Annotated in this window: 18 protein-coding genes and 1 pseudogene; 8 read left to right on the top strand and 11 right to left on the bottom strand. The window is 63.4% G+C overall.

Annotation, left to right across the window (positions count from 1 at the left end; translation table 11 throughout):
- Nucleotides 1-14: 14 nt before the first annotated feature.
- The 4 genes from hutH to hutC all read right to left on the bottom strand — a co-directional run bounded on the left by hutH (nt 15) and on the right by hutC (nt 4,827).
- Nucleotides 15-1,547 carry a histidine ammonia-lyase gene (gene hutH / locus BMY03_RS11025; protein WP_038706938.1) on the bottom strand — a complete coding sequence of 511 codons (1,533 nt, stop codon included), beginning with the start codon at nt 1,545-1,547 and terminating at the stop codon, nt 15-17.
- A gap of 85 nt (nt 1,548-1,632) precedes the next feature.
- A complete protein-coding gene (hutU, locus tag BMY03_RS11020; protein WP_038706939.1) occupies nt 1,633-3,306 on the bottom strand; it encodes a urocanate hydratase in 1,674 nt (557 codons plus the stop codon).
- Between the two features lie 241 nt (nt 3,307-3,547).
- Complete coding sequence (locus BMY03_RS11015) at nt 3,548-4,120, bottom strand: HutD/Ves family protein (RefSeq protein WP_094011049.1); 573 nt, start codon at nt 4,118-4,120, stop codon at nt 3,548-3,550.
- Nucleotides 4,117-4,827, bottom strand: coding sequence for a histidine utilization transcriptional repressor HutC (gene hutC / locus BMY03_RS11010; RefSeq protein ID WP_177182902.1), 711 nt, complete (start codon nt 4,825-4,827; stop codon nt 4,117-4,119). The genes BMY03_RS11015 and hutC overlap by 4 nt, the downstream gene beginning before the upstream one ends.
- 144 nt (nt 4,828-4,971) lie before the next feature.
- On the opposite strand from hutC, the gene BMY03_RS11005 reads away from it, so the two are divergent.
- Entirely contained in the window at nt 4,972-6,336 is a 1,365-nt protein-coding gene (locus BMY03_RS11005; protein ID WP_094011047.1) for a formimidoylglutamate deiminase, read from the top strand.
- A 70-nt stretch (nt 6,337-6,406) separates the two neighbouring features.
- Here the strand turns inward: BMY03_RS11005 and BMY03_RS11000 are convergent, their stop codons facing one another.
- Nucleotides 6,407-6,979 (bottom strand): lipocalin family protein, encoded by a 573-nt coding sequence (locus tag BMY03_RS11000; RefSeq protein ID WP_023631132.1) that lies wholly within the window; start codon nt 6,977-6,979, stop codon nt 6,407-6,409.
- Nucleotides 6,976-7,230 carry an outer membrane protein assembly factor BamE domain-containing protein gene (bamE, locus tag BMY03_RS10995; protein WP_011536093.1) on the bottom strand — a complete coding sequence of 85 codons (255 nt, stop codon included), beginning with the start codon at nt 7,228-7,230 and terminating at the stop codon, nt 6,976-6,978. Before bamE ends, BMY03_RS11000 begins: the two co-directional genes overlap by 4 nt.
- A gap of 18 nt (nt 7,231-7,248) precedes the next feature.
- Between bamE and BMY03_RS26975 the strand changes: the two are divergent.
- Together BMY03_RS26975 and BMY03_RS26970 are read left to right on the top strand one after the other, a co-directional pair.
- Nucleotides 7,249-8,490 (top strand): annotated as a pseudogene (locus BMY03_RS26975) (cache domain-containing protein); the annotation flags it as partial.
- Nucleotides 8,491-8,514: 24 nt separating this feature from the next.
- A complete protein-coding gene (locus BMY03_RS26970) occupies nt 8,515-9,345 on the top strand; it encodes a methyl-accepting chemotaxis protein (protein WP_371926848.1) in 831 nt (276 codons plus the stop codon).
- A 33-nt stretch (nt 9,346-9,378) separates the two neighbouring features.
- Here the strand turns inward: BMY03_RS26970 and BMY03_RS10985 are convergent, their stop codons facing one another.
- From BMY03_RS10985 to BMY03_RS10975, 3 genes are all read right to left on the bottom strand, one after another.
- Complete coding sequence (locus BMY03_RS10985) at nt 9,379-9,975, bottom strand: DUF924 family protein (protein WP_023631035.1); 597 nt, start codon at nt 9,973-9,975, stop codon at nt 9,379-9,381.
- A 3-nt stretch (nt 9,976-9,978) separates the two neighbouring features.
- Complete coding sequence (locus BMY03_RS10980; protein ID WP_038706942.1) at nt 9,979-10,989, bottom strand: class 1 fructose-bisphosphatase; 1,011 nt, start codon at nt 10,987-10,989, stop codon at nt 9,979-9,981.
- Nucleotides 10,990-11,146: 157 nt separating this feature from the next.
- Nucleotides 11,147-13,612 (bottom strand): glycogen/starch/alpha-glucan phosphorylase, encoded by a 2,466-nt coding sequence (locus BMY03_RS10975; protein WP_094011045.1) that lies wholly within the window; start codon nt 13,610-13,612, stop codon nt 11,147-11,149.
- Nucleotides 13,613-13,810: 198 nt separating this feature from the next.
- Between BMY03_RS10975 and BMY03_RS10970 the strand changes: the two genes are divergently transcribed.
- Nucleotides 13,811-14,215, top strand: a complete 405-nt coding sequence (locus tag BMY03_RS10970; protein WP_023628812.1) for a YkgJ family cysteine cluster protein — start codon at nt 13,811-13,813, stop codon at nt 14,213-14,215.
- A 112-nt stretch (nt 14,216-14,327) separates the two neighbouring features.
- Here the strand turns inward: BMY03_RS10970 and typA are convergent, their stop codons facing one another.
- Nucleotides 14,328-16,148, bottom strand: coding sequence for a translational GTPase TypA (typA, locus tag BMY03_RS10965; RefSeq protein ID WP_023628813.1), 1,821 nt, complete (start codon nt 16,146-16,148; stop codon nt 14,328-14,330).
- A gap of 127 nt (nt 16,149-16,275) precedes the next feature.
- Nucleotides 16,276-17,730 (bottom strand): tRNA uracil 4-sulfurtransferase ThiI, encoded by a 1,455-nt coding sequence (thiI, locus tag BMY03_RS10960; protein ID WP_094011044.1) that lies wholly within the window; start codon nt 17,728-17,730, stop codon nt 16,276-16,278.
- Nucleotides 17,731-18,133: 403 nt separating this feature from the next.
- Between thiI and glnA the strand changes: the two genes are divergently transcribed.
- The 4 genes from glnA to ntrC all read left to right on the top strand — a co-directional run bounded on the left by glnA (nt 18,134) and on the right by ntrC (nt 23,003).
- Nucleotides 18,134-19,540, top strand: coding sequence for a type I glutamate--ammonia ligase (gene glnA, locus BMY03_RS10955; protein ID WP_023628815.1), 1,407 nt, complete (start codon nt 18,134-18,136; stop codon nt 19,538-19,540).
- 146 nt (nt 19,541-19,686) lie between these two features.
- On the top strand, nt 19,687-20,229 hold the full coding sequence (locus BMY03_RS10950) for a chorismate mutase (protein ID WP_094011043.1): 543 nt from the start codon (nt 19,687-19,689) through the stop codon (nt 20,227-20,229).
- Nucleotides 20,230-20,484: 255 nt separating this feature from the next.
- Entirely contained in the window at nt 20,485-21,570 is a 1,086-nt protein-coding gene (glnL, locus tag BMY03_RS10945; RefSeq protein WP_046853886.1) for a nitrogen regulation protein NR(II), read from the top strand.
- The gene (gene ntrC, locus BMY03_RS10940) at nt 21,567-23,003 is read left to right on the top strand and encodes a nitrogen regulation protein NR(I) (protein ID WP_023628818.1); all 1,437 of its coding nucleotides are present in this window, start codon (nt 21,567-21,569) and stop codon (nt 23,001-23,003) included. The genes glnL and ntrC overlap by 4 nt, the downstream gene beginning before the upstream one ends.
- Nucleotides 23,004-23,228 lie beyond the last annotated feature (225 nt).

Here is a 23,228-nt window from a genome sequence, read left to right as displayed (position 1 = left end):
CGGCCCCGAGGGCGTTACAGGCTTGGCAGGACGCCCACCGGCAGCAGCCCGGTCAGCGTGCCTTTGGCCAGCAACGCGGCAGCCGCCTCGATATCCGGCGAGAAGAAACGGTCGCGGTCATAGTGCGGCACTTCGCGACGCAGCGCCTGGCGCGCCAGTTCCAGCTTGACCGAGGTCTTCAGGCCCTTGCGCAGGTCCAGGCCCTGGCAGGCGCCCAGCCATTCGATGGCCAGCACGCCACGGGTGTTCTCGGCCATTTCCCACAGGCGCTTGCCGGCGGCCGGGGCCATCGACACATGGTCTTCCTGGTTGGCCGAAGTCGGCAGGCTGTCGACGCTGTGCGGGTGCGACAGTGCCTTGTTCTCGCTGGCCAGGGCGGCAGCGGTGACCTGGGCGATCATGAAGCCGGAGTTCACACCACCGTTTTCCACCAGGAACGGCGGCAGCTGGGACATGTGCTTGTCCATCATCAGCGAGATGCGGCGCTCGCTCAGCGAGCCGATCTCGGCGATGGCCAGGGCCAGGTTGTCGGCAGCCATGGCCACGGGTTCTGCGTGGAAGTTGCCACCGGAGATCACGTCGCCCTCGGCGGCGAACACCAGAGGGTTGTCCGACACGGCGTTGGCTTCGATGCCCAGCACCTCGGCGGCCTGGCGGATCTGGGTCAGGCAGGCGCCCATGACTTGCGGCTGGCAGCGCAGGGAGTACGGATCCTGCACCTTGTCGCAGTTCTTGTGCGACAGCGAGACTTCGCTGGAATCGCCCAGCAGGTCGCGGAAGCAGGCGGCGGTATCGATCTGGCCACGCTGGCCGCGCACTTCATGGATGCGCGCATCGAACGGCGAGCGCGAACCCAGCGCCGCCTCGACGCTCAGACCGCCACAGGCGATGGCCGCGGCGTACAGGTCTTCGGCCTGGAACAGGCCACGCAGGGCATAGGCGGTGGAGGCCTGGGTGCCGTTGAGCAGGGCCAGGCCCTCTTTCGCGGCCAGGGTCAGTGGCTCCAGGCCGGCGACGGCCAGGGCTTCGGTGGCCGGCAACCATTGGCCCTTGTAACGGGCCTTGCCTTCGCCCAGCAGCACCAGCGACATGTGCGCCAGCGGCGCCAGGTCGCCGGAGGCGCCGACCGAACCTTTCAGCGGGATGTGCGGATAGACTTCGGCGTTGACCAGGCCGATCAGCGCATCGATGACTTTGCGGCGGATGCCAGAGAAGCCACGGCTGAGGCTGTTGATCTTGAGCACCATGATCAGCCGCACCAGGTCGTCGTCCAGCGGCGCGCCGATACCGGCGGCGTGGGACAGCACCAGCGAGCGCTGCAGGTTTTCCAGGTCGTGGCTGGCGATGCGGGTCGAGGCCAGCAGGCCGAAACCGGTGTTGATGCCGTAGGCGGTACGGTCTTCGGCGATGATCTGCTCGACGCAGGCGACGCTGGCGTCGATGGCGGGCGCGGCGCTGGCATCGAGCTGCAGGCGCACGGGCGCGGCGTGGATGGCGCGCAGCTGGGCCAGGGTCAGGGTGCCGGGCTTGAGGGTCAATTCGGTCACTTCGCTACTCCAATCGCATGGGGGCCATGGCCCCCTTCTTATTGTTCAGTATCACCCGTGGAGGGTGCGATCCAAAGCGCGGCGATCAGCCGGTGATCATCGGCAGGTCCAGGCCCTGCTCCTTGGCGCAGTCGATGGCGATCTGGTAGCCGGCGTCGGCGTGGCGCATCACGCCGGTGCCCGGGTCGTTGGTCAGTACGCGGGCGATACGCTCGGCGGCCTCATCGGTACCGTCGCAGACGATGACCATGCCCGAATGCTGGGAGAAGCCCATGCCCACGCCACCGCCGTGGTGCAGCGAAACCCAGGTGGCGCCGCCTGCGGTGTTGAGCAGGGCGTTGAGCAGCGGCCAATCGGAGACCGCGTCGGAGCCGTCGCGCATGGCTTCGGTTTCGCGGTTGGGGCTGGATACCGAGCCCGAGTCCAGGTGGTCACGGCCGATGACGACGGGCGCCGACAGCTCACCGCTGCGCACCATCTCGTTGAACGCCAGGCCCAGCTTGGCGCGCAGGCCCAGGCCAACCCAGCAGATGCGCGCCGGCAGGCCCTGGAAGCTGATGCGCTCGCGGGCCATGTCCAGCCAGCGGTGCAGGTGGGCGTCGTCGGGGATCAGTTCCTTGACCTTGGCGTCGGTCTTGTAGATGTCTTCGGCATCGCCCGAGAGCGCGGCCCAGCGGAACGGGCCGACGCCGCGGCAGAACAGCGGGCGGATGTACGCCGGGACGAAGCCCGGGAAGTCGAAGGCGTTGGCCACGCCCTCTTCCTTGGCCATCTGGCGGATGTTGTTGCCGTAGTCGAAGGTCGGGATGCCCTGCTTCTGGAAGTCGAGCATGGCTTGTACATGTACGGCCATCGACTGTTTCGCGGCCTTGACCACGCCTGCCGGGTCGGTCACCGCGCGGTCGCGGTACTGCTCCCAGGTCCAGCCGGCCGGCAGGTAGCCGTTGAGCGGGTCGTGGGCGCTGGTCTGGTCGGTGACCATGTCCGGGCGCACGCCACGCTTGACCAGCTCAGGCAGAATCTCGGCGGCGTTGCCGTGCAGGGCGATGGAGATGGCCTTGCCTTCGGCGGTGTACTTGGCGATGCGCGCCAGGGCGTCGTCCAGGTCAGTGGCCTGCTCGTCGACGTAGCGGGTCTCTAGGCGGAAGTCGATGCGGCTTTGCTGGCACTCGATGTTCAGCGAGCAGGCGCCGGCAAGTGTTGCCGCCAGTGGCTGGGCGCCGCCCATGCCGCCCAGGCCCGCGGTCAATACCCACTTGCCTTTGAGGCTGCCGTTGTAGTGCTGGCGGCCGGCCTCGACGAAGGTTTCATAGGTGCCCTGGACGATGCCCTGGCTACCGATGTAGATCCAGCTGCCAGCGGTCATCTGGCCGTACATGGCCAGGCCTTTCGCGTCCAGTTCGTTGAAGTGTTCCCAGTTGGCCCAGTGCGGTACCAGGTTGGAGTTGGCGATCAGCACGCGCGGGGCGTTGCTGTGGGTCTTGAACACGCCGACCGGCTTGCCCGACTGCACCAGCAGGGTTTCGTCGTCTTCCAGGCGGGTCAGGGTTTCGACGATCTTGTCGTAGCACTCCCAGTTGCGCGCGGCGCGGCCGATGCCACCGTATACCACCAGCTCTTTCGGGTTTTCGGCGACCTGTGGGTCGAGGTTGTTCATCAGCATGCGCAGCGGAGCTTCGGTGAGCCAGCTCTTGGCGGTCAGCTTGTTGCCACGCGGGGCACGGATTTCTACGTCACGGTACTTGTTGTTGTCAGTCACGGGGATGTCCTCTGCGGTCGTCCGACGGCATGTGTGTGTCGTGGCGACTATACAAACACATCTTTACTTGTATGTACAAGCATAGGCAACTAAAAAGAGTGCCCATTCCTCGGAGAAACGAAAAAGGGGCCGCTGTGCGTCCCATCGCTGGCAAGCCAGCTGCCACAGGGTTCACTTGGCCCATGTGGGAGCTGGCTTACCAGCGATGGGCTGCACAGCAGCCCCTTTCAACGATGACAGGTCAGTGTGAAATCAGCTCGATCAGGCAGAACCGCCCCTGTACATCCACTTCCAGCAACCCTTCATTGCCATCGACACGCAGGCAGTCATACCGCCCAAGCTGCTGCGTCTCCTCCCCAGCCAGCCCCACCTCGACATGAGTGCTGGCGGCAAACAGCAATAGCGTCGAAGCCGAGCTGAACAACCGATTCGAACCATCGAACCACTGCAACCGCGCCCGATACCGCTGCGGCGCATAGATCAGGTTGAAGTCGCGTATCGCCCCACCCAACAACTTGCAGCTCACCTGGCTTTCACCATTGAAGGCGAAGGCGTCGAACGGCAGCAACGGCCGGCTGGCTTGGCCATCGACCAGCAGGCGCATGCCATCGCCTTGCAACACGGTGATGATCCGCTGGTACCCGGTGAAGCTGGAAAAACCACCGGACTCCTCGATATCGGCGATCGACAGGCGCCAGCCGAAACCGTCCAGGCTGTCGCCTGCGTCGCGGGTGATTTCTTCGGTGAAACCGCCACCGTTTTTCCAGGGCATGCGCGGATAATCCTGGGCACGCAACAGCTGCAACTGGGTCATTTGCTGAATCGTCCTTCCAGACGGTGACGGGAACCGGGGTGGATCAGGCGCGCAGCGGTGACTGGCTGGCGTCCCGACCAGGTGCGACGACGGATCAACAGGCACGGCTCGCCCCGCTCGATCTGCAGCAGCTTGCATTCTTCAGGTTCGGCAAGGATCGCCTCGACCACGTGCTCGCCTTCAGTGAGCGGCGCCACCTGCGACAGGTAGGCGTAGGGCGTCTGCCGGGTGAAATCCTGCTTGAGGTAGTCCGGAGCGATGACGGCGTTGACGTAGCGATCCTCGATCTGCACCGGCACGCCATTTTCGTAATGCACGATCAGCGAGTGGAAGACCCGCTGGCCTTCGCGCATGTCCAGGGCCAGGGCGCGTTCGGAACCGGCGGCTTCCTCGGCAAGCTTTATCACCTGGCAGCTATGCTGGTGGCCACGTCCGGCGATCTCGTCGGCGATGTTGTTGACCTCGAACAGCGCCGAGCGGCTCTTGGGTTCGGCGACGAAGGTGCCGACGCCCTGCATGCGCACCAGCAGGCCTTCGGCGGTGAGTTCGCGCAGGGCGCGGTTGATGGTCATGCGGCTGAAGCCCAGCTCGCTGACCAGTTCGCTTTCCGATGGCACCCGGTGATGAGGCGGCCAGCTGCCGCTCTCGATCTGCTGGATGATCATGTGTTTCACCCGGGCGTAGAGCGGCGCCGGCCCTTCGCCCATCTGGGCAACCAGCGCGGAGACAGGAAGTGTCGGCACGGCGTTGAATCCTTGTGCGGTTGGAGTGAACGGTAGCTTGCCGGAGTTTACCCGGCAGGCAAACGGCTGTATATGTATATACAAGTTAACAATAACAGGATTTCACCGATGCCCGCCTACTTCGCCGAACGCGCCCTGCTCCCTTCGGGCTGGGCCCGCAATGTCCGCCTGGAGGTCGCCGCCGACGGTCGACTGGCCGCGATCATGGCCGATGCCGACGCCGAGGGCGCCGAGCGCCTGGCCGGGCCGCTGCTGCCGGGCATGCCCAACCTGCACTCGCACGCATTCCAGCGGGCCATGGCGGGGCTGGCGGAAGTGGCCGGCAATCCCAACGACAGCTTCTGGACCTGGCGCGAGCTGATGTACCGCCTGGTCGGCCGGATCACGCCGGAACAACTGCAAGTGATCGCGCGCCAGCTGTATATCGAGATGCTCAAGGCCGGCTACACCTCGGTGGCCGAGTTCCACTATGTGCACCATGACCAGAACGGCCAGGCCTACGCCGACCCCGCCGAGCTGTCCCGCCGCATCAGCGCCGCCGCCGGCGCCAGCGGCATCGGCCTGACGCTGCTGCCGGTCTTGTACAGCCATGCCGGCTTCGGCGGCCAGGCGCCCAATGACGGGCAACGGCGCTTCATCAACTCAACCGAACAATACCTTCGCCTGCAACAGCAGCTAGCGCCATTGCTGGCACTACAGCCGGCGCAGGCACTGGGACTGTGCTTCCACTCGCTGCGCGCCGTGACACCGGAGCAGATCGCCGATGTGCTCGGTGCCAGCGACAAAACCTGCCCGATCCATATCCACATTGCCGAGCAACAGAAGGAAGTCGATGACTGCCTGGCCTGGAGCGGCCGCCGTCCGCTGCAATGGCTGTACGAGCATGTCGATGTCGATCAGCGCTGGTGCCTGGTCCATGCCACCCACGCCGAAGGCGACGAAGTCGCCGCCATGGCCCGCAGTGGCGCGGTGGCAGGCCTGTGCCTGACCACCGAGGCGAACCTGGGTGACGGCATCTTCCCGGCGGTGGACTACCTGGCCCAGGGCGGGCGGATGGGTATCGGCTCGGACAGCCATGTGTCCTTGAGCGTGGTCGAGGAACTGCGCTGGCTTGAGTACGGCCAGCGCCTGCGTGACCAGCGGCGCAATCGCCTGTATCGCGCCGATCAACCGATGGTTGGGCGAACCTTGTACGACGCCGCGCTGCTGGGCGGTGCCCAGGCGCTGGGGCAGCCGATCGGCGAGCTGGCCGTGGGCAAGCGGGCGGACTGGTTGGTTCTCGACGGGCAGGATCCGTATCTGGCCGTGGCCGACGGCGATGCCATTCTCAACCGCTGGTTGTTCGCGGGTTCTGATCGCCAGGTGCGCGATGTGATGGTCAACGGGCAGTGGGTGGTGCGCCAAGGGCGGCATGAACAGGAGGAGCAAAGCGCGGCAGCGTTTGTACAAGTGCTGCGACAGTTGCTGGACTGACAGTCGAAACATCGCGGGGCCCGCTCCCACGAGTACGTGTGGGGAGCGGGTTTGACGCGCGATGGCGTCCTCAATGCCGGGCGACGATGCTCTTGTCGGGCGTGCGCCAGATCAGGCGGCTGGTATCAAAGCCCTGCTGCCGCGCCTTGGCCAGCAGGTTCTCACGCTCCCACGCCGGCAACGAGGGCGTACGCGAAAGTATCCACAGGTACTTGCGGTCCGGGCTGCCGACGATCGCCGTGCGATAGCGCTCGTCGACGAACAGGATCCAGTAGTCCCCCTTGGCCACCCCGGGCACCAGGCGGGTGAACCAATTGTCGAACTCCACCCACAGCTTGTCGGTGTGCCCCGCCTGCTGCGGCGTGGCATGGCCCTCGGCCCGCAGCCATTCATCACCCAGGGTACGGCAACGGTTCAGCACGCCGACCGTGCCATCGGGCTTGAGGTTGTAATGGGCCTCGGACTGGGCGCAACCGTCCTGGTACTTCATTGGCAGGCGCGCCAGCTCGAACCATTTGCCCTGGTAACGCTTGAGGTCGACCGCACCTGCGGTCTTCGGCGCCAGCGGGTCGGTGGCCGAGGTGGCGCAGCCACCCAGCAGCATCACCAGGCACACGCCCAGCAGCAGGTGCAGGTGCCTCATTTGAGGCCCTGCCCGGAATACATCAGGACCTTGTCCGCCGCGTACTGCACGCTGATGAAGCTCTTCTCGTCACCCCAGGTGCAGCTGCTCATGCCCAGCGCGCCGGAACACTCCTTGGGCGTGCCGAGCAACTGCTCGACCTCGGCCTTGTTCATGCCGGCCTTGAGCTTGGAATAGTTTTCCTGGTTGATCTTGCTGCAGGCGGTCAGGACGACGCACAAGGACAACAGGGCGAGGGAACGCAACGACATGAAGGGACACTCCTGGAGATGGATACACAGGCGCGAGGGCCTGCAGGGAGCTTAGAAGGGAAAAAGGCTCCTCGGTTCCCTGGCCGACGAGGTTTCGTTGTGCACCGTTGGTCGCCTGGCGCGCAAACGATTAATGTTTTATCTCTGCGCGTCGACATAGAGCGGTGGTGTGGCCTTTTGCCGCACCCTCCCCTTCGTGCCCGTGCGCAGATTCCAAGAAAAATGACCAAGAACCTCAAGTTCAGCCACAAGATCCTGCTGGCCGCCGCCCTGGTGGTGGCCGTCGCCTTCACTTGCTTCGTCCTGTTCAACGACTACCGACAGCGTCAGTCGCTGCGTAGCGACACCGAGTCGACGCTGCAATCGCTGGGGAACCTCACCGCCGGCAACATCCGCACCTGGCTCGACAGCCGTATCCAGCTGGTGAACTCGGTGGCCCAGCAGATTGCCGTCGACGGCCCCGCCAAGAGCAGCCTCGAGCGCATCCTGGCGCTGCCGGTGTACGGCAGCAACTTCATCCTCACCTACTTCGGCGGCCAGGATGGCAGCATGCAGTCGGTGCCGGTGGGCAACCGCGCCGCCGACTACGACCCGCGCGTGCGCGGCTGGTACAAGGCGGCCAGCGCCGCGGGCCAGACCATCGTCACCGAACCGTACATCTCGGTATCGGCCGGCAAGCTGGTAATTACCCTGGCCACTCCGGTGCAACAGGGCGGGCACATGATCGGCGTCAGCGGTGTCGACACCGATCTGCAGACCATCAGCAACCTGGTCAACACCCTGGACTTCGGCGGCCACGGGCACGCCTTCATCGTCAACGGCGAGGGCAAGGTGCTCATCCACCCCAAGGGCGAACTGGCGCTCAAGCCCCTGGCGGATGTCTACCCTGGCAGCAACCTGCGCATCGGCAGCGGCCTGAAGGAAGTGGAAGTCGAGGGTCGCAAACAGTTCATCAGCTTCACCCACGTCGATGGCGTGCCGTCGGCGGACTGGTACGTGGCGCTGGTACTGGACCAGGACGCAGCCTTCGCCATGCTCGGCGAACTGCGCACTTCGGCCGTGGTGGCGACACTGATCGCGGTGGTGGTGATCATCGCCCTGCTCGGCTTGCTGATCCGCGTGCTGATGGAACCGCTGCACGTCATGGGCCGCGCCATGCGCGACATCGCCGAGGGCGAAGGCGACCTGACCCGGCGCCTGGCCATCCACGCCCAGGACGAGTTCGGCAGCCTGGCGCAGTCGTTCAACCGCTTCGTCGAGCGGATCCACGAATCGATCCGCGAAGTGGCTTCGGCCACCGGCCAGGTGAATGCCGTGGCCGGCCAGGTGGTCAGCGCCTCGAACGCCTCGATCCACAACGCCGACCAGCAGTCCAGCCGCACCAGCAGTGTCGCCGCGGCGATCAACCAGCTCGGAGCCGCCGCCCAGGAAATCGCCCAGAACGCCGCCCTCGCCTCGCAGCACTCCAGCGCCGCCCGCGGCCTGGCCGAGGAAGGCCAGCAAGTGGTCGGCGAGACCATCGATGTGATGAACCAGCTATCGGCGCGCATCAGCGATGCCAGCGGCAACATCGAGACGCTGAATAATCACACGGCGAACATTGGTCAGATCCTCGATGTAATCAGCGGCATTTCGCAGCAGACCAACCTGCTGGCGCTCAACGCGGCCATCGAGGCGGCCCGTGCCGGCGAAGCCGGGCGCGGTTTCGCGGTAGTGGCCGACGAGGTGCGCAACCTGGCACACCGCACCCAGGACTCGGCACAGCAGGTGCAGCGCCTGATCGAGGAGCTGCAGGCCGGCGCCCAGGTGGCCGTGAGCACCATGAACCAGAGCCAGCAGCACAGCGACCGCAGCGTCGGCATCGCCAACCAGGCCGGCGAACGCCTGGGCAGCGTCACCCAGCGCATCGGCGAGATCGACGGCATGAACCAGTCGGTGGCCACCGCCACCGAAGAGCAGACGGCCGTGGTCGAGTCGATCAATGTCGACATCACCGAGATCAATACGCTGAATCAGGAAGGGGTGCAGAACCTGCAGAGCACCTTGCGTGCCTGCACCGACCTGGAGCATCAGGTCGAGCGGTTGAAGCATCTGGTGGGTAGCTTCAGGATCTGAGATGGCTGGGGCCGCTTCGCGGCCCCACTGGCACTAGAACCTGGACCCAGGCTCCAGCAAGAAGTCCATCTCTTCACTGGTGCTCGGGCGGTTCAGCACCAGGTTGCGGTGCGGGAAGCGCCCGAAGCGGGCGATCACCCGCTGGTGCTGCTCGGCATAGTCGAGGAAGCCTTCGAACAACCGACGGTTGGCCTCGGGCTGCTCGTCCAGCAAGGTCTGGTAACGCTCGACGCACAGATTTTGCCAGTCCAGCACCTCGGCATGCTCCAGCACAAGCAGCACGAACACCCGCTGGATCGGCAGCAGCTGGTAGTCCCAGCCCTTCTGCAACCCCTGCATGGCCACTACCTGGGCACGCCGGTCACCCTCGAAGGCACGCGGCGTGTCGCGATAGATCATGCGCGGCAGCTGATCCAGCAGCAGCAGCAGACCGAGCCAGCCCTGGGGGCTCTGCTGCCACTCGTCGAGCCCGCCCGCCAGGGCTTGCTCGACCAGGTCGCCGAACAGCGCCTGGGCATCGGCGTCGTGATGCTTGCCGAACCACAGCGTGTTCTTCTCGTCAGCCACGGCCTGGGCACTCGTGCCCCAACCGAACCACCACTCCAGCAACGGCTGCCAAGGTGCGAGCATGACTTACTCCTTGTGGTAGGCGGTGACGCGCTCGACCTCTTCCTTCGAGCCGAGGATCACCGACACGCGCTGGTGCAGGCTCTCCGGCTTGATGTCGAGGATACGCTCGTAACCGTTGGTGGAAGCGCCGCCGGCCTGCTCGATGATGAACGACATCGGGTTGGCTTCGTACATCAGGCGCAGCTTGCCCGGTTTACTCGGCTCACGGGCATCGCGTGGGTACATGAACAGGCCGCCACGGGTCAGGATGCGGTGCACATCGGCCACCATCGAGGCGATCCAGCGCATGTTGTAGTTCTTTTTCAGCGGCCCGGTCTCGCCGGCCAGCAGCTCGCCCACGTAGCGTTGCACCGGGGCTTCCCAGTGACGCTGGTTGGACATGTTGATGGCGAACTCGGCAGTGGTGGCCGGTACCTGGATGTTTTCGTGGGTCAGGACGAAGCTGCCCAGCTCGCGGTCCAGGGTGAAGCCCTTGACGCCGTTGCCCAGGGTCAGGATCAGCATGGTCTGCGGGCCGTAGATGGCGTAGCCGGCAGCGACCTGCTGGGTGCCTGGCTGCAGGAATGCGTTCTCGTTCAGGGTTTCGTTCTGGCTCAGGTATTCGTTCGGGCAACGCAGCACCGAGAAGATGGTGCCGACCGAGACGTTGACGTCGATGTTCGACGAGCCGTCCAGTGGGTCGAAGACCAGCAGGTAGGCGCCTTTGGGGTACTTGCCCGGGATCTGGTAGGCATTGTCCATCTCTTCGGAAGCCATGCCGGCCAGGTGACCGCCCCACTCGTTGGCTTCGAGCAGGATGTCGTTGGAAATCACGTCGAGCTTCTTCTGCACCTCGCCCTGCACGTTCTCGGTGCCCATGCTGCCCAGCACGCCGCCCAGGGCGCCCTTGGACACGTGGTGGCTGATCTCCTTGCACGCACGCGCCACCACTTCGATCAGGAAGCGCAGATCGGCAGGGGTATTGTTGCTGCGGGTCTGCTCAATCAGATAGCGACTCAGGGTAACGCGGGACATGTATGGCTCCGAAAAGGAAAGGGGGAGAAAAACCCCCGCAGTTTACAGGGAGAGTGACGGGCTAGCGAGCAAAGAGACTCGACTGGCGGATCAGACGGCGCTTTGACCATTGAGTTCATGCAGCTGGTCGATTGGGGCTGCCGGGCAGCCCCACGCTTCAATCCAAGGCCTTCCAGATCTCGGTCGCATACTCGCGAATGGTCCGGTCCGACGAGAACCAGCCCATCCGCGCCGTATTCAGCACCGCCACGCGCCACCAGTCCTGCGGCGCGTGCCACAACTCCTCGACCCGCCGCTGGGCGTCCCAGTAGGCATCGAAGTCGGCGCACACCAGGAAGCGGTCGTAGGCGATCAGCCCGTCCACCAACCCGGCATAGCGCGCTGGATCATCAGGCGAGAACACCCCGCTGCGAATCGCCTGCAGCACGTCGCCCAGACGATGGGAGGCGGCGATCGCCGACGCGGCGCCAAAGTCGCCGCTGCGTTTGCGCGCCTCCACCTGCTGCGCGGTCAGGCCGAAGATGAACATGTTCTCCGCCCCCACCTGCTCGCACATCTCGACGTTGGCGCCGTCGAGCGTGCCGATTGTCAAGGCGCCATTGAGGCCAAACTTCATGTTGCTGGTGCCGGAGGCCTCGTAACCCGCCGTGGAAATCTGCTCGGACAGGTCCGCCGCCGGGATGATGCTCTCGGCCAGGCTGACGTTGTAGTTGGGCAGGAACACCACTTTGAGCAGGCCTCGTACCGTGGGGTCGTTATTGACCACCCGGGCGATGTCGTTGGCCAGCTTGATGATCAGTTTGGCCTGGTGGTAGCTGGCCGCCGCCTTGCCGGCAAAAATCTTCACCCTGGGCACCCAGTCGGTGCTGGGGTCATTGCGGATGGCCTGGTACAGCGCCACGGTGTGCAGCAGGTTGAGCAATTGCCGCTTGTACTCGTGAATGCGCTTGACCTGTACGTCGAACAACGCCTCCGGATTCACCGTCACCCCCAACCTGTCCTGGATGATGCTAGCCAGGGCGCGCTTGCTGTGCAGGCGCTGGGCGGCGAACTGCTTGCGGAAGGTAGCTTTGTCGGCATGCGGCGCCAGCCCCTTCAACTTGCCTTCAGGATCGTCGAGCAGCTCGGGACCCAACGCCTCGATCAACATCGCGGTGAGCAGCGGGTTGGCCTGATACAGCCATCGGCGGAAAGTGATGCCGTTGGTCTTGTTGTTGATCCGTTGTGGATAGAGCTTGTGCAGCTCGGCGAATACCGTGCTTTTCATCAGTTTACTGTGCAGCGCAGAGACACCATTGACGCTGTGCGAACCAAGGAACGCCAAGTTGCCCATGCGCACACGCCGGCCATTGTCTTCCTCGATCAACGACACGGCACGCAGCACGTCGAAGTCGTGCAGACCTTTGGCCCGCAGGGCATCGATATGGTAGGCGTTGATCAGGTAGATGATCTGCATGTGCCGCGGCAGCATGCGCTCCATCAGCGCCACCGGCCAGGTTTCCAGAGCCTCGGGCAGCAGCGTGTGGTTGGTGTAGGCCAGAGTCCCTACGGTCAGCTCCCAGGCTTTTTCCCAGGGGATTTCGTGCTGGTCCACCAGTAGGCGCATCAGTTCGGCCACGGCGATCGACGGATGAGTGTCATTGAGCTGAATGGCAGCGGCGTCCGGCAGGTTGAGCAGGTCCTTGTGCATGTTCAGGTGGCGCCGCAGCAGGTCCTGCAGGGAAGCCGATACAAAGAAGTACTCCTGGCGCAGGCGCAGTTCCTGACCCGCCTCGGTGCTGTCGGCCGGATACAACACTCGCGAGATGCTTTCGGCGCGGGCCACTTCGGCCACCGCGCCCAGGTGGTCACCTGCATTGAAGCGCTCCAGGTGCAGCTCCTCCAGCGCCCGGGCACGCCACAGGCGCAAGGTGTTGACGCTGGAGCCGCGCCAGCCGACCACTGGGGTGTCGTAGGCCACCGCACGAACCGTCTCGCCCGGCCACCAGACCTGACGCTGCTGGCCGTTACCTTCGTTCACGGTCTCGACACTGCCGCCGAAACTGATCGGGTAGATCACCTCGGCCCGCTCGAACTCCCATGGGTTGCCGAAGTCCAGCCAGTTCTCAGTTTGCTCCTGCTGCCAGCCATCGACCACCGCCTGACGGAACAACCCATGCTCGTAGCGAATGCCATAGCCATGGGCCGCGATACCGAGGGTCGACATGCTTTCCATGAAGCACGCCGCCAGGCGCCCGAGGCCACCGTTGCCCAGCGCCGCGTCAGGCTCGAGCAGGCGGATGCGCTCCAGGTCGACGTCCAGCCCCTCGAGGGCCTCGCGGGCGATCTCCAGGTAGCCGAGGTTGCTCAGGCTGTCGTACAGCAGGCGGCCGATGAGGAACTCGAGGGAGAGGTAATACACCCGTTTCTGGCTACGTCGGTAGGCCTGGCGAGTGTGATCCATCCAGTGGTCGACCATATGGTCGCGAGCCGCCAGGGCGATGGCCTCGAACCAGTCGTGGTCGAAGGCGTGTTCCGGGTCCTTGCCGACCGCATAGGTCAGCTTGGCCAGCACGGCGGCGCGAAACTCGGCCACTTCTTCATGATGAGCTTTGGCCTCACGGGCCTTGTTTTCCTGGGACATGCGGCATCCTCGGGCAAGTAGGCGAAAGCGCAGGGAGAGTGTTCAGCCTAGACGCTCTGACACACAGCGACAGCGACGGTTCGCGGTTTTCATCCACCGTTTGCGAAACCGGCAAAAGGTTGTTCACAATTTGAACAACTCCGGTATCATCGCGCGCCCCAAAACCGTGATTTTCCTTGCAAGAATAAAACCGCAACCATGAAACCGACCCTGATCGCCGCCGCTGAAGTCGACCGCCTGGAGACTTGGCAGCGCTATGCCAGCCACATGTGTGGTGGCTGCCACTCGACCTGCTGCACCCTGCCGGTGGAGGTGAAGATCAAGGATCTGATCCGCATTGGCGTGGTGGACGAGTTCGAGAAGGACGAGCCACCGAAGAACATCGCCAAGCGCCTGCAGAAGGACGGCATCATCGAACGCTTCAACCAGAAGTCGGGAATCTTCACCCTGACCCGGATGAGTAACGATGACTGCCTCTATCTGGACCGCAAGAGCCGTCTGTGCACCATCTACGACAAGCGCCCGGATACCTGCCGCAACCATCCCAAGGTCGGACCGCGGCCGGGGTATTGCGCGTACAAGCCCAAGGTGGTCGGGCGCTGAGACTGCGCCACGCCTGAAATGTCGGGACTGCAAAGCAGCCCGTATTTCTGAAGGCAAACAAAAACGCCCCCGGCCTTTCGACCGGGGGCGTTTTCATTCAGCCTGAGCTAACTCAGTTCTTGGCTTTCTTGGCAGCGCGGGTACGCTCGCCTTCGTCCAGGATCTTCTTGCGCAGACGGATCGACTTCGGCGTGACTTCGCACAGCTCGTCGTCCTGGATGAACTCCAGGGCCTGTTCCAGGGTGTGGCGAACCGGCGGTACCAGGGCGATGACTTCGTCCTTGCCCGAAGCACGCATGTTGTCGAGCTTCTTGCCTTTGGTCGGGTTCACGCCCAGGTCGTTGTCACGGCTGTTCAGGCCGATGATCTGACCGTTGTAGATCTCCTGGCCGTGCTCGACGAACAGCTTGCCGCGCGCCTGCAGGGTTTCGAGCGAGTAGGTCAGTGCCTTGCCGGTCTCGACCGAAACCAGTACGCCGTTCAGGCGGCCGGACATCTGGCCCGACTTCATGGTGTCGTAGCGATCGAAGATCGAGGTCAGGATGCCTGCACCGTTGGTCAGGGTCAGGAACTGGTTACGGAAACCGATCAGACCACGGGCTGGAATGTTGTATTCCAGGCGAACACGGCCCTTGCCATCCGGCACCATGTTGGTCAGGTCGCCTTTACGCAGACCCATTTCTTCCATGACCTTGCCCTGGGCTTCTTCAGGGATGTCGATGGTGACGTTCTCGAACGGCTCCTGCTTGACGCCGTCGACTTCGCGGATGATCACTTCAGGACGGCCTACGGCCATCTCGAAGCCTTCACGGCGCATGGTTTCGATCAGAACGGACAGGTGCAGCTCACCACGGCCCGAGACCTTGAACTTGTCTGGGGAGTCCGTTTCCTGGACGCGCAGGGCAACGTTGTACAGCAGCTCCTTGTCCAGACGGTCCTTGATGTTACGGCTGGTGACGAACTTGCCTTCCTTGCCGCAGAACGGCGAGTCGTTGACCTGGAAGGTCATCGAGACGGTTGGCTCGTCGACGGTCAGCGGCTTCATCGCTTCGACCGCGTCCGGGGCGCACAGGGTGTCGGAGATGAACAGCTCGTCGAAACCGCTGATGCAGACGATGTCGCCAGCCTGGGCTTCTTCGACGTCGACGCGGTGCAGGCCGTGGTGACCCATCAGCTTGAGGATTCGACCGTTACGCTTCTTGCCGTTGGTGTCGATGGCGACAACGGGGGTGTTCGGCTTGACGCGACCACGGGCGATACGGCCAACACCGATAACACCGAGGAAGCTGTTGTAGTCCAGTGCCGAGATCTGCATCTGGAACGAGCCTTCACGGTCAACGTCCGGCGCCGGTACGTTGTCGACGATCGACTGGTACAGGGCGGTCATGTCTTCGCCCATGGCGGTGTGGTCCAGACCGGCGATGCCGTTCAGGGCCGAGGCGTAGACGACTTTGAAGTCCAGCTGTTCGTCGGTGGCGCCGAGGTTGTCGAACAGGTCGAAGATCTGGTCCAGAACCCAGTCAGGACGCGCGCCCGGACGGTCGACCTTGTTGATCACGACGATTGGCTTCAGGCCAGCTTCGAAGGCCTTCTTGGTCACGAAGCGGGTTTGCGGCATCGGGCCGTCCTGGGCGTCGACCAGCAGCAGCACGGAGTCGACCATCGACATTACACGCTCAACCTCGCCACCGAAGTCGGCGTGGCCGGGGGTGTCGACGATGTTGATGTGGTAGCCGTTCCAGTTGATGGCGGTGTTCTTCGCCAGAATGGTAATGCCGCGCTCTTTTTCCTGGTCGTTGGAGTCCATGACGCGCTCGTCGTTGAGCTCGTTACGCTCCAGGGTGCCGGACTGGCGCAGGAGTTTGTCGACCAGGGTGGTTTTACCATGGTCAACGTGGGCGATGATGGCGATGTTACGCAGATTTTCGATCACAACTGTATCTCGATCAGAGGATTCGGTTGCCGCCAGTGTAGGCGGCCAATATGTACGGTTTACGGCTCAGCGGGCCCGGTGGTCGGGAGGGCGATGGCGGATGCTGCCGCCATACAGCCCTGGCGTCTTATGTCGGACGATAAACACGCACATTGGCATGTCCCTCACTGAGCAGGTGGTGTGCGTGCAGACGGCTCATCACACCCTTGTCGCAATACAGCAAGTACTGGCGCGTTGGGTCCAGGTGCTTGAACTTGCTGTTGATGGCGTAGAACGGCATGGCCTGGACGTCGATGCCTTCGAGCACCAGAGGTTCGTCTTCCTGGGCGTCGGGATGACGAATGTCGATGACGATATGGCCCGGGAGCGCCTCGGCCACTTCCTCGATTTCGATGTCCTTGCCCAGCTCGTCGATAACATGGTCGATGGAGATGAACTTGGCTCGCTCCAGGGCGCGCTCCAGCACGGCCATGTCGAACTGCTTTTCTTCGTGCTCCATGCGGTGACGCTTGGCATGAGTGGTCGGATTCACCGAGATCACACCGCAATATTCGGGCATGTGCTTGGCGAAGTCGGCGGTACCGATTTCGCTGGCCTGGTCGATGATGTCCTGCTTGTGGCTGGCCAGCAGCGGGCGCAGCACCAGCTTGTCGGTGGCCGAGTCGATGATCGACAGGTTCGGCAAGGTCTGGCTCGACACCTGGGAAATCGCCTCGCCGGTGACCAGCGCGTCGATCTGCAGGCGGTCGGCCATGTGCGCCGCGCCGCGCAGCATCATGCGCTTGAGGGTGACGCCCATGTAGCTGTTGTCGACCTTGTTGAGAATCTCGCCGACCACTTCCTCGAACGGCACGCTGATGAACAGCACGCGCTGGCTGCTGCCGTACTTCTTCCACAGGTAGTGGGCCACTTCCATCACGCCCAGCTCGTGGGCACGGCCACCGAGGTTGAAGAAGCAGAAATGGGTCATCAGGCCGCGGCGCATCATCTGGTAAGCCGCCACGGTGGAGTCGAAACCACCGGACATAAGTACCAGGGTCTGCTCCAGGGCGCCCAACGGGTAGCCGCCGATGCCGTTGTGCTGGTTGTGGATCACGTACAGGCGCTGGTCACGGATTTCCATGCGCACCACGACTTCTGGCGTCTTCAGGTCGATGCCGGCGGCGCCGCACTGCTGGCGCAGCTGGCTGCCGACGTAGCGGTCGACGTCCATCGAGGTGAAGTCGTGGTGACCGCCGCGCTTGCAGCGTACCGAGAAGCGCTTGCCGGCCAGCAGATGGCCGAAGTGGTGCTTGCACTTGGCGACGATGTCGTCGAAATCGCCCAGCGGATATTCCTCGACCTGCAGGAAGTGGGTGATACCCGGTGTGCAGGTGAGGCGCTCGATCATCTCGCGCTGGAGCTTCTCGTCCTCGACGCGGGTAACCACTTCGAGATTGTCCCAGACACCATCGACCGCGAGCTCAGGATCGATATCCTTGAGCACGTTGCGAATGTTCTTGCCGAGCTGGCGGATGAAGCGCTTGCGCACCGGCCGGCTCTTGATGGTGATTTCTGGGAAGACTTTGACGATAAGTTTCATTGGTTTAACAGCGCGCCCAGGGCCTACCGAAAATGAGGGGCGCGAATTATAGCGGAAATTGCTCAGCTTTTGACCAACTTTTGTACAGAGGGTTGGATTTATCGCGCATGTACCGTGGCACGGCGGAGCGCCGATGCGACTTGCCCCGCAATGAGGCCCCCGGGCGCGCACCATAATAGTGCAGCAATTCTGAAAAGCGCATCTTATGGGTGCGCTCTGCATCAGCGCCACCTGGACAAATGCCCGCCAACGCCCCCTTTTATCCCACCCTCGCCATTTTCGGGCACTGGCATGCAATTTGCTCCCTTGTGAGGCAGGTAAGCTTGGCCGACTATCCGCGCCCAGCGACACCCTTATTTCCAGGGCAGCGGCCAACTGCGCCCTCGACCATCCGGAGGACAACATGTCGAAGTCGGTTCAACTCATCAAAGATCATGACGTCAAGTGGATTGATCTGCGTTTCACGGACACCAAAGGCATTCAGCATCACGTGACCATGCCAGCGCGCGATGGCCTGGATGAAGACTTCTTCGAAGTCGGCAAGATGTTCGACGGCTCCTCCATCGCTGGCTGGAAAGGCATCGAAGCCTCCGACATGATCCTGATGCCGGTCGACGAAACCGCCGTGCTGGACCCATTCACCGAAGAACCGACCCTGATCATCACCTGCGACATCGTCGACCCGTCGAGCATGCAGGGCTACGATCGTGACCCGCGCGGCATCGCCAAGCGCGCCGAAGAGTACCTGAAGAGCACCGGCATCGGTGACACCGTGTTCGCAGGCCCAGAGCCTGAGTTCTTCATCTTCGACGAAGTGAAGTTCCATTCGGACATCTCCGGCTCGATGTTCAAGATCTTCTCCGAGCAAGGCTCGTGGATGACTGGCGCTGACGTGGAAGGCGGCAACAAAGGCCACCGCCCGGGCGTGAAAGGCGGCTACTTCCCGGTTCCGCCGTTCGACCACGACCACGAAATCCGCACCGCCATGTGCAACGCACTGGAAGAAATGGGCCAGACCGTCGAAGTTCACCACCATGAAGTGGCGACTGCCGGCCAGAACGAAATCGGCGTCAAGTTCAACACCCTGGTGAAGAAAGCTGACGAAGTACAGGCTCTGAAATACGTCGTGCACAACGTTGCCGACGCCTATGGCCGTACCGCCACCTTCATGCCCAAGCCTCTGTACGGCGACAACGGCTCGGGCATGCACGTGCACATGTCGATCTGGAAAGACGGCAAGAACACCTTCTCCGGCGAAGGCTATGCCGGCCTGTCCGATACCGCCCTGTACTTCATCGGCGGCATCATCAAGCACGGCAAGGCCCTGAACGGCTTCACCAACCCGTCGACCAACTCCTACAAGCGTCTGGTCCCAGGTTTCGAAGCTCCGGTGATGCTGGCCTACTCGGCGCGCAACCGTTCCGCCTCGATCCGTATTCCTTACGTCGGCAGCCCGAAAGCCCGTCGTATCGAAGCGCGCTTCCCGGACCCGTCGGCCAACCCGTACCTCGCCTTCGCGGCCCTGCTGATGGCAGGCCTGGATGGCATCCAAAACAAGATCCACCCAGGCGATGCCGCCGACAAGAACCTTTACGACCTGCCGCCTGAAGAGGCCAAGGAAATCCCGCAAGTCTGTGGCAGCCTGAAGGAAGCCCTGGAAGAGCTGGACAAAGGCCGTGCGTTCCTGACCAAGGGCGGCGTGTTCTCCGACGACTTCATCGATGCCTTCATCGAGCTGAAGAGCGAAGAAGAGATCAAGGTCCGCACCTTCGTGCACCCGCTGGAATACGAGCTGTACTACAGCTGCTGATCTGATCGGCGCCTCGCGTCGGTGACATCAGGACGGCCTCCCTCGGGAGGCCGTTTCCATTTTTGCATCGGCATCATCGGACTAGGCTTACAGCCGTATTTGGCAGCACTGCGACACTCGACTCTCCACCAATTCAGGAGATCGCCATGCGCACCACCCACCTCGCCTTCACTTGCTGCCTCGCACTGTCTGGTTGCAGCGCCGCGGCGCCGTCCACTGCGAACCTTGAAACCTTGCTCGACGCCATCGAGCGCCGCCTTGACCTTGCCGAAGCGGTCGCCCTGCACAAATGGGACCGAGGGCAACCGGTGCAGGCCGTTGAACGCGAGCAACAGGTCCTGACCAGTGCACGCCAGGCCGCAACTGCCTACCAACTGGACCCCGCACGCGCCGAAGCATTCTTCGCTGACCAGATCGAGGCCAGTAAACTGCTCCAATATTACCTGCTAGACAGCTGGCACCGGGAACGGCAGGCACCGGACCGTCCTCGACGCGATCTTGGCCAAGATGTGCGCCCCACATTGGACCGCCTTCAGGCGCAACTCCTGGCGGCCCTTGCCCGCTTCGACCAAAGCGCCTCGATCAACTGCCCTGGGTATCTGGCCGACGCACTTCAGCGACGCACCCACGAAGCCACGCGACACCTCGCACTCATCCGCGCCACCGGCCAACTGTGCAAAAACACCTGAGCACCCTATGCTCCATAATGGTGCATGACTAGGCCGAGCGCCTCGGCAGGCATCCCAGTTTGGGTCGCAAGAATCGTTTAACCAAGACTTTGTGTGCCGAATTTGCGCGCATACGCGACTTTATCCGGAAATTCCGCTTCTTTTCGGAGCCTTGGTTTGGATCTTGCATTTTCAATGCATCCTGCACGTCATCCGTGCGCGCCCCAGGTCTGGCCGGGGCGCCAAAAGAGTGCCTACAGAGGTCAACGACGCCTTATGACCATCAGCGATGCACAGCACCGTCTGCTTCTGGACAACCTGACCACGGCTACGCTCCTGCTCAATGCCGAACTGCGCCTGGAGTACATGAACCCCGCTGCGGAAATGCTTCTGGCCGTCAGTGGCCAGCGCAGCCATGGCCAGTTCATCAGCGAGCTGTTCACCGAATCGGCCGAGGCACTCAACTCGCTGCGCCAGGCGGTGGAGCAGGCGCACCCGTTCACCAAGCGCGAAGCCCAGCTGACCTCGCTGACCGGCCAGAGCATCACCGTCGACTACGCCGTCACGCCCATCCTGCACCAGGGCCAGACCCTGCTGCTGCTGGAAGTGCACCCGCGTGACCGCCTGCTGCGCATCACCAAGGAGGAGGCCCAGCTGAGCAAGCAGGAGACCACCAAGATGCTGGTGCGCGGCCTTGCCCACGAAATCAAGAACCCCCTCGGCGGTATTCGCGGCGCGGCGCAGTTGCTGGCCCGCGAGCTGCCCGAGGATGGCTTGCGCGACTACACAAATGTGATCATCGAAGAGGCCGACCGCCTGCGTAATCTGGTCGACCGCATGCTCGGCTCGAACAAGCTGCCGTCGTTATCCATGACCAACATCCACGAAGTGCTTGAGCGGGTGTGCAGTCTGGTCGAGGCGGAGAGCCAGGGCGGCATCACCCTGGTGCGCGATTACGACCCGAGCCTGCCGGACGTACTGATCGACCGTGAGCAGATGATCCAGGCCGTACTCAACATCGTGCGCAACGCCATGCAGGCCATCGCCGGGCAGAACGAACTGCGCCTGGGTCGTATCACCCTGCGCAGCCGCGCCGTGCGCCAGTTCACCATCGGCCATGTGCGCCACCGCCTGGTGGCGCGGATCGAGATCATCGACAACGGCCCCGGCATCCCCGCGGAACTGCAGGACACGCTCTTCTATCCCATGGTCAGCGGCCGCCCGGACGGCACCGGGCTGGGCCTGGCCATCACCCAGAACATCATCAGCCAGCACCAGGGCCTGATCGAATGTGAAAGCCACGCCGGCCACACCACGTTCTCGATCTACCTGCCCCTGGAACAAGGAGCCACCGCCCCATGAGCCGAAGTGAAACCGTCTGGATCGTCGATGATGATCGTTCCATCCGCTGGGTCCTGGAAAAGGCCCTGCAGCAGGAAGGCATGACCACCCAGAGCTTCGACAGCGCCGATGGTGTCATGGGCCGCCTGGCCCGCCAGCAACCGGACGTGATCATCTCGGATATCCGTATGCCCGGCGCCAGCGGTCTCGACCTGCTCGCCCAGATCCGCGAACAGCACCCTGGGCTGCCCGTGATCATCATGACTGCCCATTCCGACCTGGACAGCGCCGTGGCGTCGTATCAGGGCGGTGCTTTCGAGTACCTGCCCAAGCCGTTCGATGTCGACGAAGCGGTGTCGCTGGTCAAACGCGCCAACCAGCACGCCCAGGAGCAACAGGCCCTGGAAGTGCCCCAGGCGCTGGCCCGCACCCCGGAGATCATCGGCGAAGCGCCGGCGATGCAGGAGGTGTTCCGCGCCATCGGCCGCCTCAGCCATTCCAACATCACCGTGCTGATCAATGGTGAGTCGGGTACCGGCAAAGAGCTGGTGGCCCATGCCCTGCATCGCCACAGCCCGCGTGCGGCATCGCCGTTCATTGCCCTGAACATGGCGGCGATCCCCAAGGACCTGATGGAGTCCGAACTGTTCGGCCACGAAAAGGGCGCCTTCACCGGCGCCGCCAACCTGCGTCGCGGGCGTTTCGAACAGGCCGACGGCGGCACACTGTTCCTCGACGAGATCGGCGACATGCCCGCCGACACCCAGACCCGCCTGCTGCGAGTGCTGGCCGACGGCGAGTTCTACCGGGTCGGCGGCCATGTGCCGGTGAAGGTGGACGTGCGCATCATCGCCGCCACTCACCAAAACCTAGAATCCCTGGTGCAGGCCGGCAAGTTTCGTGAGGACCTGTTCCACCGCCTCAACGTGATCCGCATCCATATCCCGCGCCTGGCCGACCGGCGCGAGGACATCCCGGCGCTGGCCCGCCATTTCCTCGGCCGCGCCGCCCAGGAGTTGGCGGTGGAGCCCAAGCTGCTCAAGCCGGAGACCGAGGAATTCATCCGCAACCTGCCCTGGCCGGGCAACGTGCGCCAGCTGGAGAACACCTGCCGCTGGATCACCGTGATGGCCTCCAGCCGCGAAGTGCTGATCGGTGACCTGCCGCCGGAACTGCTCAACCTGCCCCAGGACGCCGCGCCGGTGACCAACTGGGAACAGGCCCTGCGCCAGTGGGCCGACCAGGCCCTTGCCCGCGGCCAGACCAACCTGCTGGATAGCGCCGTGCCCAGCTTCGAGCGGATCATGATCGAAACCGCGCTCAAGCACACCGCTGGGCGACGTCGCGATGCGGCGCTGTTGCTGGGCTGGGGACGCAATACCCTGACGCGCAAGATCAAGGAGCTGGGGATGAATATCGCCGGAGGGGATGAGGACGAGGCGGAAGAGCACTGAATCCAAACGTTGCAACGAATCGTGAGGCCAGCCCGCTCCCACGCCATTGATGTCGTGGGAACGGGCTGGCCCCACGAGCGGTGCATGCACCGATTACGTGCCCCTTGCACCGTGACGAGGCAAATAATCCACCAAGACCGCTGTAGATACCGGCTAACCCCTGTTTTTCCATACCGATAAAACTGGCACGACACCTGCATTAACCCAGACATCTCCAGTTTCGGG

The organism is Pseudomonas soli (assembly GCF_900110655.1).
GTDB classification, from domain to species: domain Bacteria; phylum Pseudomonadota; class Gammaproteobacteria; order Pseudomonadales; family Pseudomonadaceae; genus Aquipseudomonas; species Aquipseudomonas soli.
Note: the sequence above shows the minus strand (reverse complement) of the source record. Positions and strands in the feature narration are given on the sequence as shown.

Excerpts from the sequence above, each read along its gene's own strand:
- BMY03_RS11015 (WP_094011049.1), bottom strand. The coding sequence starts at position 4,120 with ATGACCCAGTTGCAGCTGTTGCGTGCCCAGGATTATCCGCGCATGCCC.
- hutC (WP_177182902.1), bottom strand. The coding sequence starts at position 4,827 with ATGGGCGAAGGGCCGGCGCCGCTCTACGCCCGGGTGAAACACATGATC.
- BMY03_RS11005 (WP_094011047.1), top strand. The coding sequence starts at position 4,972 with ATGCCCGCCTACTTCGCCGAACGCGCCCTGCTCCCTTCGGGCTGGGCC.
- BMY03_RS11000 (WP_023631132.1), bottom strand. The coding sequence starts at position 6,979 with ATGAGGCACCTGCACCTGCTGCTGGGCGTGTGCCTGGTGATGCTGCTG.
- bamE (WP_011536093.1), bottom strand. The coding sequence starts at position 7,230 with ATGTCGTTGCGTTCCCTCGCCCTGTTGTCCTTGTGCGTCGTCCTGACC.
- BMY03_RS10985 (WP_023631035.1), bottom strand. The coding sequence starts at position 9,975 with ATGCTCGCACCTTGGCAGCCGTTGCTGGAGTGGTGGTTCGGTTGGGGC.
- BMY03_RS10980 (WP_038706942.1), bottom strand. The coding sequence starts at position 10,989 with ATGTCCCGCGTTACCCTGAGTCGCTATCTGATTGAGCAGACCCGCAGC.
- BMY03_RS10975 (WP_094011045.1), bottom strand. The coding sequence starts at position 13,612 with ATGTCCCAGGAAAACAAGGCCCGTGAGGCCAAAGCTCATCATGAAGAA.
- BMY03_RS10970 (WP_023628812.1), top strand. The coding sequence starts at position 13,811 with ATGAAACCGACCCTGATCGCCGCCGCTGAAGTCGACCGCCTGGAGACT.
- thiI (WP_094011044.1), bottom strand. The coding sequence starts at position 17,730 with ATGAAACTTATCGTCAAAGTCTTCCCAGAAATCACCATCAAGAGCCGG.
- glnA (WP_023628815.1), top strand. The coding sequence starts at position 18,134 with ATGTCGAAGTCGGTTCAACTCATCAAAGATCATGACGTCAAGTGGATT.
- BMY03_RS10950 (WP_094011043.1), top strand. The coding sequence starts at position 19,687 with ATGCGCACCACCCACCTCGCCTTCACTTGCTGCCTCGCACTGTCTGGT.
- glnL (WP_046853886.1), top strand. The coding sequence starts at position 20,485 with ATGACCATCAGCGATGCACAGCACCGTCTGCTTCTGGACAACCTGACC.
- ntrC (WP_023628818.1), top strand. The coding sequence starts at position 21,567 with ATGAGCCGAAGTGAAACCGTCTGGATCGTCGATGATGATCGTTCCATC.